The organism is Pseudomonas kermanshahensis, from assembly GCF_014269205.2.
Lineage (GTDB): Bacteria > Pseudomonadota > Gammaproteobacteria > Pseudomonadales > Pseudomonadaceae > Aquipseudomonas > Aquipseudomonas kermanshahensis.
The window spans coordinates 4902695-4917516 of sequence record NZ_JABWRY020000001.1 but is presented as its reverse complement, the minus strand read 5'-3'; the positions used below and the strand labels follow the sequence as shown (position 1 = coordinate 4917516).

At 59.9% G+C, this 14822-nt stretch carries 3 protein-coding genes, 2 tRNA genes and 3 rRNA genes; all 8 read left to right on the top strand.

Annotation, left to right across the window (positions count from 1 at the left end; translation table 11 throughout):
* Nucleotides 1-303: 303 nt before the first annotated feature.
* The 8 genes from HU764_RS22045 to recD all read left to right on the top strand — a co-directional run bounded on the left by HU764_RS22045 (nucleotide 304) and on the right by recD (nucleotide 14818).
* Nucleotides 304-1840: ribosomal RNA gene (locus HU764_RS22045) — 16S ribosomal RNA — on the top strand.
* Between the two features lie 77 nt (nucleotides 1841-1917).
* Nucleotides 1918-1994 (top strand) — tRNA-Ile (locus HU764_RS22040).
* A gap of 6 nt (nucleotides 1995-2000) precedes the next feature.
* Nucleotides 2001-2076, top strand: a tRNA-Ala gene (locus HU764_RS22035).
* A gap of 229 nt (nucleotides 2077-2305) precedes the next feature.
* Nucleotides 2306-5198, top strand: a 23S ribosomal RNA gene (locus tag HU764_RS22030).
* 128 nt (nucleotides 5199-5326) lie between these two features.
* Nucleotides 5327-5442: ribosomal RNA gene (rrf, locus tag HU764_RS22025) — 5S ribosomal RNA — on the top strand.
* Together the 16S, 23S and 5S rRNA genes with 2 tRNA genes alongside form the textbook arrangement of a ribosomal RNA operon.
* Nucleotides 5443-5589: 147 nt before the next feature.
* Nucleotides 5590-9072: an exodeoxyribonuclease V subunit gamma gene (gene recC / locus HU764_RS22020; protein WP_186702461.1), complete on the top strand. Its 3483-nt coding sequence runs from the start codon at nucleotides 5590-5592 to the stop codon at nucleotides 9070-9072.
* A complete protein-coding gene (recB, locus tag HU764_RS22015; RefSeq protein WP_186702462.1) occupies nucleotides 9069-12746 on the top strand; it encodes an exodeoxyribonuclease V subunit beta in 3678 nt (1225 codons plus the stop codon). The genes recC and recB overlap by 4 nt, the downstream gene beginning before the upstream one ends.
* Nucleotides 12743-14818 carry an exodeoxyribonuclease V subunit alpha gene (recD, locus tag HU764_RS22010; protein WP_186702463.1) on the top strand — a complete coding sequence of 692 codons (2076 nt, stop codon included), beginning with the start codon at nucleotides 12743-12745 and terminating at the stop codon, nucleotides 14816-14818. The genes recB and recD overlap by 4 nt, the downstream gene beginning before the upstream one ends.
* Nucleotides 14819-14822: the final 4 nt, after the last annotated feature.

Here is a 14822-nt window from a genome sequence, read left to right as displayed (position 1 = left end):
TCCCGCTACGAGAGATCGCAGCGAGTCAAGTGTTTGAAGCTAAACGAGTTTCTCGCGAAAAACTTCAAAATAAACGCTTGACAGCAAATGAGGAAAGCGTAGAATGCGCGCCTCGGTTGAGATGAAAGGCTCTTAACCAAACGCTCTTTAACAAATTGAATCAAGCAATTCGTGTGGGTGCTTGTGAGTATGGACTGATAGTCACAAAGATTATCAGCATCACAAGTGACCATGCGAGAAATCACATAGTCATTTGAGATTGCTGAGCCAAGTTTAGGGTTTCTTAAAAACCCAAGCAGTATTGAACTGAAGAGTTTGATCATGGCTCAGATTGAACGCTGGCGGCAGGCCTAACACATGCAAGTCGAGCGGATGAGAAGAGCTTGCTCTTCGATTCAGCGGCGGACGGGTGAGTAATGCCTAGGAATCTGCCTGGTAGTGGGGGACAACGTTTCGAAAGGAACGCTAATACCGCATACGTCCTACGGGAGAAAGCAGGGGACCTTCGGGCCTTGCGCTATCAGATGAGCCTAGGTCGGATTAGCTAGTTGGTGGGGTAATGGCTCACCAAGGCGACGATCCGTAACTGGTCTGAGAGGATGATCAGTCACACTGGAACTGAGACACGGTCCAGACTCCTACGGGAGGCAGCAGTGGGGAATATTGGACAATGGGCGAAAGCCTGATCCAGCCATGCCGCGTGTGTGAAGAAGGTCTTCGGATTGTAAAGCACTTTAAGTTGGGAGGAAGGGCAGTAAGCGAATACCTTGCTGTTTTGACGTTACCGACAGAATAAGCACCGGCTAACTCTGTGCCAGCAGCCGCGGTAATACAGAGGGTGCAAGCGTTAATCGGAATTACTGGGCGTAAAGCGCGCGTAGGTGGTTTGTTAAGTTGGATGTGAAAGCCCCGGGCTCAACCTGGGAACTGCATCCAAAACTGGCAAGCTAGAGTACGGTAGAGGGTGGTGGAATTTCCTGTGTAGCGGTGAAATGCGTAGATATAGGAAGGAACACCAGTGGCGAAGGCGACCACCTGGACTGATACTGACACTGAGGTGCGAAAGCGTGGGGAGCAAACAGGATTAGATACCCTGGTAGTCCACGCCGTAAACGATGTCAACTAGCCGTTGGAATCCTTGAGATTTTAGTGGCGCAGCTAACGCATTAAGTTGACCGCCTGGGGAGTACGGCCGCAAGGTTAAAACTCAAATGAATTGACGGGGGCCCGCACAAGCGGTGGAGCATGTGGTTTAATTCGAAGCAACGCGAAGAACCTTACCAGGCCTTGACATGCAGAGAACTTTCCAGAGATGGATTGGTGCCTTCGGGAACTCTGACACAGGTGCTGCATGGCTGTCGTCAGCTCGTGTCGTGAGATGTTGGGTTAAGTCCCGTAACGAGCGCAACCCTTGTCCTTAGTTACCAGCACGTTATGGTGGGCACTCTAAGGAGACTGCCGGTGACAAACCGGAGGAAGGTGGGGATGACGTCAAGTCATCATGGCCCTTACGGCCTGGGCTACACACGTGCTACAATGGTCGGTACAGAGGGTTGCCAAGCCGCGAGGTGGAGCTAATCTCACAAAACCGATCGTAGTCCGGATCGCAGTCTGCAACTCGACTGCGTGAAGTCGGAATCGCTAGTAATCGCGAATCAGAATGTCGCGGTGAATACGTTCCCGGGCCTTGTACACACCGCCCGTCACACCATGGGAGTGGGTTGCACCAGAAGTAGCTAGTCTAACCTTCGGGAGGACGGTTACCACGGTGTGATTCATGACTGGGGTGAAGTCGTAACAAGGTAGCCGTAGGGGAACCTGCGGCTGGATCACCTCCTTAATCGACGACATCAGCCTGCTGATGAGCTCCCACACGAATTGCTTGATTCATTGTCGAAGACGATCAAGACCCTATATAGGTCTGTAGCTCAGTTGGTTAGAGCGCACCCCTGATAAGGGTGAGGTCGGCAGTTCAAATCTGCCCAGACCTACCAGTATTTGGGGCCATAGCTCAGCTGGGAGAGCGCCTGCCTTGCACGCAGGAGGTCAGCGGTTCGATCCCGCTTGGCTCCACCACTCTTGCAGTACTTTGATCAAACTCAGAAATGAGCATTCGCCTCGAATGTTGATTTCTGGCTTTTGTCAGATCGTCCTTTAAAAATTCGGATATGTGATAGAAATAGACTGAACACTACTTTCACTGGTAGTGGATCAGGCTAAGGTAAAATTTGTGGGCTCGAAAGAGCAAAACGAATTTTCGGCGAATGTCGTCTTCACAGTATAACCAGATTGCTTGGGGTTATATGGTCAAGTGAAGAAGCGCATACGGTGGATGCCTTGGCAGTCAGAGGCGATGAAAGACGTGGTAGCCTGCGATAAGCTTTGGGGAGTCGGCAAACAGACTGTGATCCAGAGATCTCTGAATGGGGGAACCCACTCAGCATAAGCTGAGTATCTTGTACTGAATACATAGGTGCAAGAGGCGAACCAGGGGAACTGAAACATCTAAGTACCCTGAGGAAAAGAAATCAACCGAGATTCCCTTAGTAGTGGCGAGCGAACGGGGACCAGCCCTTAAGTTGGTTTGAGATTAGTGGAACGCTCTGGAAAGTGCGGCCATAGTGGGTGATAGCCCCGTACACGAAAATCTCTTATCAATGAAATCGAGTAGGACGGAGCACGAGAAACTTTGTCTGAATATGGGGGGACCATCCTCCAAGGCTAAATACTACTGACTGACCGATAGTGAACTAGTACCGTGAGGGAAAGGCGAAAAGAACCCCGGAGAGGGGAGTGAAATAGATCCTGAAACCGTATGCGTACAAGCAGTGGGAGCCTACTTTGTTAGGTGACTGCGTACCTTTTGTATAATGGGTCAGCGACTTATATTCAGTGGCGAGCTTAACCGAATAGGGGAGGCGTAGCGAAAGCGAGTCTTAATAGGGCGTTTAGTCGCTGGGTATAGACCCGAAACCGGGCGATCTATCCATGGGCAGGTTGAAGGTTAGGTAACACTGACTGGAGGACCGAACCGACTACCGTTGAAAAGTTAGCGGATGACCTGTGGATCGGAGTGAAAGGCTAATCAAGCTCGGAGATAGCTGGTTCTCCTCGAAAGCTATTTAGGTAGCGCCTCATGTATCACTGTAGGGGGTAGAGCACTGTTTCGGCTAGGGGGTCATCCCGACTTACCAAACCGATGCAAACTCCGAATACCTACAAGTGCCGAGCATGGGAGACACACGGCGGGTGCTAACGTCCGTCGTGAAAAGGGAAACAACCCAGACCGTCAGCTAAGGTCCCAAAGTCATGGTTAAGTGGGAAACGATGTGGGAAGGCTTAGACAGCTAGGAGGTTGGCTTAGAAGCAGCCACCCTTTAAAGAAAGCGTAATAGCTCACTAGTCGAGTCGGCCTGCGCGGAAGATGTAACGGGGCTCAAACCATGCACCGAAGCTACGGGTATCACCTTTTGGTGATGCGGTAGAGGAGCGTTCTGTAAGCCTGTGAAGGTGAGTTGAGAAGCTTGCTGGAGGTATCAGAAGTGCGAATGCTGACATGAGTAACGACAATGGGAGTGAAAAACTCCCACGCCGAAAGACCAAGGTTTCCTGCGCAACGTTAATCGACGCAGGGTTAGTCGGTCCCTAAGGCGAGGCTGAAAAGCGTAGTCGATGGAAAACAGGTTAATATTCCTGTACTTCCAGTTATTGCGATGGAGGGACGGAGAAGGCTAGGCCAGCTTGGCGTTGGTTGTCCAAGTTTAAGGTGGTAGGCTGAGATCTTAGGCAAATCCGGGATCTCAAGGCCGAGAGCTGATGACGAGTTGCCTTTAGGCGACGAAGTGGTTGATGCCATGCTTCCAAGAAAAGCTCCTAAGCTTCAGATAACTGGGAACCGTACCCCAAACCGACACAGGTGGTTAGGTAGAGAATACCAAGGCGCTTGAGAGAACTCGGGTGAAGGAACTAGGCAAAATGGCACCGTAACTTCGGGAGAAGGTGCGCCGGCGAGGGTTAAGGACTTGCTCCGTAAGCCCATGCCGGTCGAAGATACCAGGCCGCTGCGACTGTTTATTAAAAACACAGCACTCTGCAAACACGAAAGTGGACGTATAGGGTGTGACGCCTGCCCGGTGCCGGAAGGTTAATTGATGGGGTTAGCGCAAGCGAAGCTCTTGATCGAAGCCCCGGTAAACGGCGGCCGTAACTATAACGGTCCTAAGGTAGCGAAATTCCTTGTCGGGTAAGTTCCGACCTGCACGAATGGCGTAACGATGGCGGCGCTGTCTCCACCCGAGACTCAGTGAAATTGAAATCGCTGTGAAGATGCAGTGTATCCGCGGCTAGACGGAAAGACCCCGTGAACCTTTACTATAGCTTTGCACTGGACTTTGAATTTGCTTGTGTAGGATAGGTGGGAGGCTTTGAAGTGGGGACGCCAGTTCTCATGGAGCCATCCTTGAAATACCACCCTGGCAACTTTGAGGTTCTAACTCAGGTCCGTTATCCGGATCGAGGACAGTGTATGGTGGGTAGTTTGACTGGGGCGGTCTCCTCCCAAAGAGTAACGGAGGAGTACGAAGGTGCGCTCAGACCGGTCGGAAATCGGTCGTAGAGTATAAAGGCAAAAGCGCGCTTGACTGCGAGACAAACACGTCGAGCAGGTACGAAAGTAGGTCTTAGTGATCCGGTGGTTCTGTATGGAAGGGCCATCGCTCAACGGATAAAAGGTACTCCGGGGATAACAGGCTGATACCGCCCAAGAGTTCATATCGACGGCGGTGTTTGGCACCTCGATGTCGGCTCATCACATCCTGGGGCTGAAGCCGGTCCCAAGGGTATGGCTGTTCGCCATTTAAAGTGGTACGCGAGCTGGGTTTAGAACGTCGTGAGACAGTTCGGTCCCTATCTGCCGTGGACGTTTGAGATTTGAGAGGGGCTGCTCCTAGTACGAGAGGACCGGAGTGGACGAACCTCTGGTGTTCCGGTTGTCACGCCAGTGGCATTGCCGGGTAGCTATGTTCGGAAGAGATAACCGCTGAAAGCATCTAAGCGGGAAACTTGCCTCAAGATGAGATCTCACTGGGATCTTGAATCCCCTAAAGGGCCGTCGAAGACTACGACGTTGATAGGTTGGGTGTGTAAGCGCTGTGAGGCGTTGAGCTAACCAATACTAATTGCCCGTGAGGCTTGACCATATAACACCCAAGCAATTTGCTAGCGCGAATTGCGGTGGTGAAGACGAAACAACCGAAAGTTCGTAACCACAAAATCGCATATCCGAATTCGCTGGGCTGTCCATCTGGACATTCTGGCTACAGAATTTCTTGACGACCATAGAGCATTGGAACCACCTGATCCCATCCCGAACTCAGTAGTGAAACGATGCATCGCCGATGGTAGTGTGGGGTTTCCCCATGTGAGAGTAGGTCATCGTCAAGATTCATTTCGCAAAACCCCTATCTGCGCAAGCAGGTAGGGGTTTTGTCTTTTGGGCTGGAAAAGATTTGTCGCCATGCCCGCCATAACCCCGGGCATGCCCCGTGATATGGTTCCGCATCACAACCCACCGCTTCCAGGGAATGCTCAATGGTCAACACCACCGCCCTCCATCCCGGCTTCATGATCGTACATGGCAACCGCCTCGACGATTTGCGCAGCTTGGTGGTGAGCTGGATGCGCCGTTACCCGTTAGCGCCACTGGAAAACGAAATCGCCCTGGTGCAGAGCAACGGCATCGCCCAGTGGCTAAAACTGGCGCTGGCTGAAGACCCTGAAGAAGGGGACCTAGGCGGCTGTGGTATTGCCGCCGCGATCGATGTGCAGCTACCTGGTAGCTTCATGTGGCAGCTTTACCGGCGAGTGCTGGGCCGCGATGAGATCCCCGAAGTTTCCCTGCTCGACAAAGCACCGTTGACCTGGCGCCTCATGCGCTTGCTTCCGGCGTTGATCGAGCGCCCGCATTTCGAGCCCCTGCGCCGTTTTCTCATCGACGATAGCGACCTGCGCAAGCGTTACCAGCTTGCCGAGCGCCTGGCCGACCTGTTCGACCAGTACCAAGTCTACCGAGCCGATTGGCTCAAGGACTGGGCTGCCGGCGAGCACATCCTTAATACCGCCCGTGGCGAGCGTAAACCTTTGCCCCCTGGCAATCGCTGGCAGGCCGAATTGTGGCGGGCGCTGCTGGACGATGTCGGCGAGCAGGGCATGGCGCAAAGCCGTGCAGGTGTGCATCAACGGTTCATCGAGCGTATCAACAGCCTGGAGCAGGCACCTGTCGGCCTGCCATCGCGCGTGATCGTGTTCGGTATCTCCTCCCTGCCAGCGCAAGCATTGGAGGCTTTGGCGGGGCTTGCCCGGTTCAGCCAGGTACTGCTTTGCGTTCACAACCCGTGTCGCCATCACTGGGCCGATATCGTCGCCGACAAAGACCTGCTGCGGCATCAGTACAAACGTCAACAACGCAAGCAAGGCATGCCGCTTCTGCTGGATGACCAATCGCTACACCAGCATGCCCATCCGCTGCTGGCCGCCTGGGGCAAGCAGGGTCGTGATTACATCAACCTGCTCGACAGCTATGACGACCCCGGCAGCTACCGCGGCGTGTTCAGCGAAGGGCGCATCGACCTGTTCAGCGAAGCTTCGCCGACCACGCTGCTCAACCAACTGCAAGATGACATCCTCGAACTGCGCCCACTGGCCGAAACCCGCGAACGCTGGCCGCAAGTCGACCTGGCGCAGGACCGTTCGATGCGCTTCCATGTCGCGCACAGCCCGCAACGCGAGGTGGAAATTCTCCACGACCAGTTACTGGCCCGCTTCAGCGCCGACCCTACGCTGCGCCCGCGCGATGTGATCGTGATGCTGCCGGCAATCGACACTTATGCACCCCATATCCGCGCCGTGTTCGGCCAATTGCAGCGCAACGACCCGCGCTACATCCCATTCACCCTAACCGACCAAGGCCAGCGCGGTCGCGAGCCCTTGCTGATTGCCCTGGAGCACCTGCTCAAGCTGCCAGACAGCCGTTTTGCGGTCAGTGAAGTGCTCGACCTGCTCGACGTGCCAGCAGTACGGGCCCGCTTCGGTATCCGTGAAAGCGATTTGCCCACGCTTCATCGCTGGATTGAAGGTGCCGGTATCCGCTGGGGCCTGAACGCCGAGCAACGGGCCAGCCTCGGCCTGCCTGAAGGCCTGGAACAGAACAGCTGGCGTTTCGGCCTGCGGCGCATGTTGTTGGGTTATGCCGTAGGTGTGGGGGAGGGGTGTGATGGCATTGAACCCTATGACGAAATCGGTGGCCTCGATGCGGCACTGATCGGCCCCTTGGTAGCCCTGCTGGACGCCCTTGAGGTGGCCTGCCAGGCACTGGCACAGCCGGCGACCGTCACCGAGTGGGGCGAGCGCTTGAATGCCTTGCTGCAGGTGTTTTTCCTGGCCGAAGGTGAGCACGACGAGTTTCTGCTGATGCAGTTGCAGGACCTGCGCGACGCCTGGCAGGAAGTGTGCGAAACCGTCGGCCTGCAAGATGCGCTACCGCTGACGGTGGTCCGAGAAGCGTGGTTGTCGGGGCTTGACCAAGGCAAGCTGTCACAGCGTTTTCTGGCGGGTTCGGTGAACTTCTGCACCCTCATGCCCATGCGCGCCATCCCGTTCCGCGTGGTCTGCCTGCTGGGCATGAACGATGGCGACTACCCCCGCGCCCAGCAGCCGCTGGACTTCGACCTGATGGCCAGCGACTACCGCCCCGGTGATCGCTCGCGCCGTGAAGATGACCGTTACCTGTTGCTTGAAGCGCTGCTGTCGGCACGGGATCAGCTTTATGTCAGTTGGGTCGGGCGCAGCATCCGCGACAACAGCGAGCGCCCCGCCTCGGTGCTGATCGGCCAGTTGCGTGATCATGTGGCTGCCGGCTGGCGTTTGGCCGGTGCAGATGACGCGCCAGGCCAAGGGCCGGATGAGCGCTTGCTGCACGCCTTGACCCAGGAGCACCCGCTGCAGCCGTTCAGCCCGCGCTACTTCCAGAAGGGCAGCCCGTTGTTCAGCTTCGCCCATGAATGGCAGCTGCTGCATCGGCAAGGGCAGGACGCCACCCAGGTCGAGCCGGCTTTGCCTCCTTACGTCGACGACGAAGCACTGAGCCTGACGCAGCTGAACGATTTTCTTCGCCACCCGGTGCGGCACTTCTTCAGCCAGCGCCTGAAGGTGTTCTTCGAGGCCCTGGAGGCGCCGACGCCGGATGAAGAGCCGTTCGTCCTCGACACCCTGCAACGCTACAGCGCCAGTGAAACCCTATTGAATGCCGCGCTGGCCGACCCGGCGAATGCCGAGCAGGCCTTGCAGGTGCAGGCGCGCCGCCTGCAAGCGTGTGGCGTGTTGCCGCTTGCCGGTTTTGGCGCACTGTTGCAGGCCGATCTGATTCAGCCGCTGCCAGACCTGCTGCAACGTCATCGTCAGTTGTTGCAGCGTTGGCCACACCTGGTCGAAGGCGCATTGCCTGTGCATTACGAACAGGGCACGCACCGGCTGGAAGGCTGGCTAGGCCGGGTGTACCAGGCTGATGATCAAAGCCTGCTAAGCATCACCACCGTCCCGAACACCATCAGTGCCGGGCGCAACAACTATAAATGGCACCGGTTGATCGCACCCTGGGTCATGCACCTGGCTGCCTGCGCTGCGGGTTATCCGCTGAACAGTGCGCTGGTGGCCAGTGACCTGACCTTGCTCCTCGCACCTTTACCGCAAGACCAGGCGGCGCAATTGCTCGGCGACCTGTTGGTTGCACGCCAGGCCGCCATGAATGCGCCGCTGCCGGTGGCCGCCAAAACGGCCTTCGCCTGGCTGGCCCAGGACGATGCCGACAAAGCGCTGGCCGCGGCTGCTCGCGCCTATGAAGGCGATGAGCGCAACAGTTTTGGCGAGCGCAGCGAGAGCATCGCCCTGGCGCGGCAGTTCCGTGACTTCGCCGCGCTCACCGCCGACGAAACCTTTGAAGGTTGGTGCGAAACCCTGTACCGCCCCTTGTTCAACGCACCCTGGCAGACCCTGGGCAACCCGGAGAGTGGCGCATGACCCAGGACCGTCCCCTGGCACTGAGTTTCCCCTTGCACGGCAGCCAGCTGATTGAAGCAAGTGCCGGTACCGGCAAAACCTTTACCATCTCGGCGCTGTACCTGCGGCTCATCCTCGGGCACGGGGGCGAACAGGCCTTCGGCCGTGAACTGCTGCCCCCGCAGATTCTGGTGGTGACCTTTACCGACGCGGCCACCAAAGAGCTGCGCGAACGTATCCGCGCCCGCTTGGCCGAGGCGGCGCGGTTCTTCCGTGGCGAGCTTGACGCTGCCGACCCACTGCTGCACCAGTTGCGCGACGATTACCCGCAAGAGGCTTGGCCACGTTGTGCCAGCCGCCTGGAAATCGCCGTGCAATGGATGGACGAAGCCGCAGTGTCGACCATCCACGGTTGGTGCCAGCGCATGCTCCGCGAGCACGCGTTCGACAGCGGCAGCCTGTTCACCCAAACACTCGAGACCGATCACAGCGATTTGCTGGGCCAGGTCATGCGCGATTACTGGCGCCGGTTCTGCTATGGCATGCAAGGTGAGGCTCTGGCCTGGGTGCGTGGGCATTGGGGCAGCCCCGACGCGCTGTTGCCGCGGATTCGCCCGCTGTTCGGCCGGGTACGGGCACAGCAGGACGGGCAAGCGCCCGAAGCGTTGATTCAAAACGCGCTTGGGCAACGTACCGAGCAGTTGGCTGCGCTCAAGGCGCCCTGGGCACAATGGGCCGAGGAACTGCGGCAGATCTGCCGCGATGCCGTGGCCGCCAAGCAGGCCGACGGGCGCAAGATGCAGGCACGCTATTTTGAACCCTGGTTCGACAAGCTGTGCGCCTGGGCCGGCGACGAGCAGGCCGTGGAGCTCGATCTTGGCACCGGCTTCACCCGCCTGACGCCAGCGGGCATGGCCGAGGCCTGGAAGTCTGGCGAGCCACCCGATCACCCCGGGCTGCACGCCATGCAAACGCTGCAGCAACAGTTGCAGGCCCTCGCCAGCCCGGATGCGCAGTTGCTTGAACACGCTGCTGGCTGGGTGTCGGCGCGCTTCGAAGTGGAAAAGCGCCGGCGCGCCGAGATGGGCTTCGACGACATGCTGCTGCGGCTGCAACATGCCTTGGCCAGTGAGGCCGGCGAGCGCCTAGCCGGGTTGATTCGTGAGCAGTTCCCGGTAGCGCTGATCGACGAATTCCAGGACACCGACCCGGTCCAGTACGGGATTTTCGAGCGGATCTACCAGATCAGCGAGAACCGCCCTGAAACCGGGCTGTTCATGATTGGCGACCCCAAGCAGGCGATCTATGCCTTCCGCGGTGCCGACATCTATACCTACCTCGCTGCCCGGCGCGCCACCACCGGGCGTCTGCACAGCCTGGACACCAACTACCGTTCGAGCCAGGCCATGGTCGCGGCGGTCAACCAGGTGTTTCTCCAGGCCGAGGCCAGAGGCGAGGGGCGAGGGGCGTTTCTGTTCCGTGAAGCGCAAGACAACCCGTTGCCCTTCATCGAGGTCCGCGCCAAAGGCCGTAGCGAGCACCTGCTGGTGGACGGCCAGCCAAGCGCAGCCCTGCAATGCTGGCACCTGCAGAGCGAAGAGCCGGTATCGAGTAGCGTTTACCGCCAGCACCTGGCTGCCAGCTGCGCCAGCCATATTGTCGCCTTGCTCAACGGTGGGCAGCAGGGTACGGCGGGTTTCCGCAACGGCGAAGGTGAACTGCGCCCCTGCCTGCCTTCGGATATCGCCATTCTCGTGCGCGACGGCCACGAGGCACAGATGATCCGTGCCGAACTGGCCGCGCGTGATGTGCGCAGCGTGTACCTGTCCGACAAGGACTCGGTGTTCGCCGCCCAAGAGGCGCATGACCTGCTGGCCTGGCTCAAGGCCTGCGCCGAGCCGGATTCGGAGCGCCTGCTCAAGGCCGCGCTGGCCAGCCTTACCCTCGACCTGTCACTGGCGGCGCTGGACAAGCTGAACCAGGACGAACGGGTGTGGGAAGACTGGGTCATGCGTTTTCGGCGCTATCGCGATACCTGGCAGCGCCAAGGCGTGCTGCCGATGCTGCGCCACTTGCTGCACGACTTCCAGCTGCCGCGCACGCTCATCGCCCGCAGTGACGGCGAGCGTGTGCTGACCAACCTGCTACACCTGGCCGAGCTGCTGCAACAGGCGGCGGGCGAGCTCGATGGCGAGCAAGCGTTGATCCGTCATCTGGCCGAACACCTGGCCAGTTCCGGTCAGGCCGGTGAAGAACAGATCCTGCGGCTGGAGAGCGACGAGCAACTGGTCAAAGTGGTGACCATCCACAAGTCCAAGGGCCTCGAATACCCCTTGGTCTACTTGCCGTTCATCTGCACCAGCAAGCCCGTGGACGGTACCCGTCTGCCCTTGGCCTGGCATGACAGCCAAGGCAACGCGCACCTGACGTTAACCCCTGATCAGGAGCAGATCGCACGCGCCGACGACGAGCGCCTGGCCGAGGACCTGCGTCTGCTCTACGTGGCCCTGACCCGCGCCCAGCATGCGTGCTGGCTTGGCGTCGCCGACCTCAAGCGCGGCAACCAGAAGAGCTCGCAACTGCACCGCTCAGCCCTCGGTTACCTGCTTGGCGGTGGCCTTGCGTTGACGGGGTCCGGGCAATTGGCGGACTGGCTGCAGGCGTTGGCATCAAGCTGCCCGTACATTGAGTGCCCACCGCTGCCGCTGGCCGACGATCAGCTGTACCGCACGCCGCACGCCGAACGTGAGCTGCTGCCTGCGCGCAAGCCCCGGCGAGCGGCCGCCGAGCACTGGTGGATTGCGTCCTATAGTGCCTTGCGCGTCGGGGACCAGACCCTCGGTGCCGACAGCTCACAGGCTCAGCAGCTGCTGGATGACGAAGTCCTCGATGCGCAGCTGCTGCGTGAGGTGCCGGCTGAAGGGGGGGATATCCACCGCTTCCCACGAGGGCCAAACCCCGGCACCTTCCTGCATGGCCTGCTGGAATGGGCCGGCCGAGAAGGCTTCGCGGAGGTCAGCGGCAACCCCGAGCTGATCGAGCGCACGGTCGGCCAGCGCTGCAACCGCCGTGACTGGACCGGCTGGATCCCGACGCTGACGCCGTGGCTGCGCCAGTTGCTGAACGAACCGCTGCCTGTACTGGCCCACGACGTAAGCCTCACCCTGGCGGACCTGCGTCACTACCAGATCGAAATGGAGTTCTGGTTCGCCAGCCATCAGGTCGACGCCGAACAGCTCGATCAACTGGTGGCGCGTTATACGCACCCAGGCCAGGCGCGGCCGGCGGCACAGCCGACGCTGCTCAACGGCATGTTCAAGGGCTTCATCGACCTGGCCTTCGAGCTGGACGGGCGCTATTACGTGGCCGATTACAAATCCAACTGGCTGGGCCCGGACATCCAGTCCTACGACAGCCAGGCCATGGAAAAGGCCATCCTCGAGCATCGTTACGACCTGCAGTACGTGCTCTACCTGCTGGCCCTGCACCGCCAACTGCGCGCCCGCCTGCCTGACTACGATTACGACCGCCATGTCGGCGGCGCCCTGTTCATCTTCCTGCGCGGTGCCAACAGCAGCGGTCATGGCGTGTACTTCGTCAAGCCGCCGCGGGCACTGATCGAAGCCCTCGATGCGCTGTTCCGTGGCGAGCATGCACCCGCACAGCAGGACCTGTTTGCCGGAGCCGCACCATGAGCCGAACCCTCACCGACCTGCTGCCCACGCCGCTGCACGCCGAACACCTGCTGGCCCTGGCGCCGCAGCGTGTCAGCGCTGACCTGCTGCAACTGCTGGACCGTTGGGTCGAGCGTGGCTGGCTGCGAGCCCTCGACCGCGCGTTCGTGTCGTTTCTCGAAGAACGCGCCCCGGGCAGCGACCCCTTGCTGTTGCTGGCGGCTGCCCTGGCGAGCCATCAGCTGGGCCACGGCCATGTCTGCCTGGACTTGCAGCAAACCCTGGCCGAACCGGACTTTGCACTGTCGCTGCCGCCTGAAGGCGACGCCTTGATCGGCCCCTTGCTGCTGCCTTCGCAACTGCTTGCAGACCTGGAACTTCAGGCCTGGCGCCAGCGCATCGCTGCCAGCCCACTGGTGGCCGCCGGCGACACCCCAGGCCAGCAGGCACGGCCGCTGGTGCTCAGTGGCGAGCGCCTGTACCTGCGCCGCTATTGGAACTACGAACGGCGCATCGACCAGAACTTGCGCCAGCGCCTGAGCCAGGACGAAGCCGCACCGGCTGACTTGCCGGCGCGCCTGGCACAGCTGTTCGACGCGGGTGCCCTGGCCGGTCAGGTTGATTGGCAAAAGCTGGCGTGCGCCCTGGCGACCCGCGCCGGCTTCAGCATCATCACCGGCGGCCCTGGCACCGGCAAGACCACCACGGTGGTGCGCCTGCTGGCCTTGCTGCAGGCCCCAGCAGTGGAGCAGGGCAGACCTCTGCGTATTCGCCTGGCCGCGCCGACCGGCAAGGCCGCTGCGCGCTTGACCGAATCCATTGGCCAGCAGGTCGAGCGCCTGCACGTCAGCGCAGCCGTGCGCGGGCAGATTCCTACCGAGGTCAGCACCGTGCACCGGCTGCTGGGCAGCCGCCCCGGGTCGCGGCATTTCCGTCATCACGCGGGCAACCCGTTGCCATTGGACGTGCTGGTGGTCGACGAAGCCTCGATGATCGACCTGGAGATGATGGCCAACCTCCTCGATGCCCTGCCACCCCGCGCACGGCTGATCCTGCTGGGTGACAAAGACCAGTTGGCCTCGGTCGAGGCGGGGGCGGTATTGGGTGACCTGTGCCGGGATGCCGAAGACGGCTGTTACTCACCCGCGACCCAGGCGTGGCTGGAGCAGATTGGTGGCCAGTCGCTGGAAGGCAGTGGTCTCAAAACCGGTGATGCGCAGCGCAATCCGCTGGCCCAGCAGGTAGTGATGCTGCGTTTCTCCCGGCGCTTCGGCGAAGGCAGCGGGATTGGCCAGTTGGCGCGGCTGGTCAACCGTCAGGAATCCCATGCGGCGCGCAATCTGCTCGCGATGCCACCGCCGGATGTCAACGGCCTGGCGCTGAAGAACGAACACGATCGCGCCTTCGACCGTCTACTGCTCGACGGCCTCAACCGCGGCGCAGAAGGGCCTCAAGGCTATCGCAGCTACCTGCGGACCCTGGGCCGCTATCGGCCGGCTCCGGCCACCGCGTTCGATGACCCGCTCTGGGAACAATGGGCAAGCAAGGTGCTGCACAGTTTCGAGGACTTCCAGCTGCTCTGCGCGGTACGCAGGGGCGCATGGGGTGTCGAAGGCCTTAACGAACGGGTGGCGCGGGTGCTACACAACGCCGGGCTGATCGACGCTCAGCAGCCTTGGTATGAGGGCCGTCCGGTGCTGGTGACCCGCAATGATTATGGCCTGGGCCTGATGAACGGCGACATCGGCATCGCCTTGCGCCTGCCCGACGAGCGGGGCGAGCCCCTGCTACGGGTTGCCTTCCCGCGTAACGATGGCAACGGTGGAGTACGTTTCGTCTTGCCAAGCCGGCTCAACGAAGTGGAAACCGTGTTCGCCATGACGGTGCACAAGTCCCAGGGCTCGGAGTTCAGCCATACCGCCCTGGTGCTGCCGGACGCCCTTAACCCGGTGCTGACCAAAGAGCTTGTGTACACCGGCATCACCCGCGCCAAGCATTGCTTCAGCCTGATCGAACCACGGCAGGGCATCTTCGAGGAGGCGGTGTCGCGCAAGGTGCGGCGCATTTCCGGCCTGATGCTCGAACAGGTCTGACACT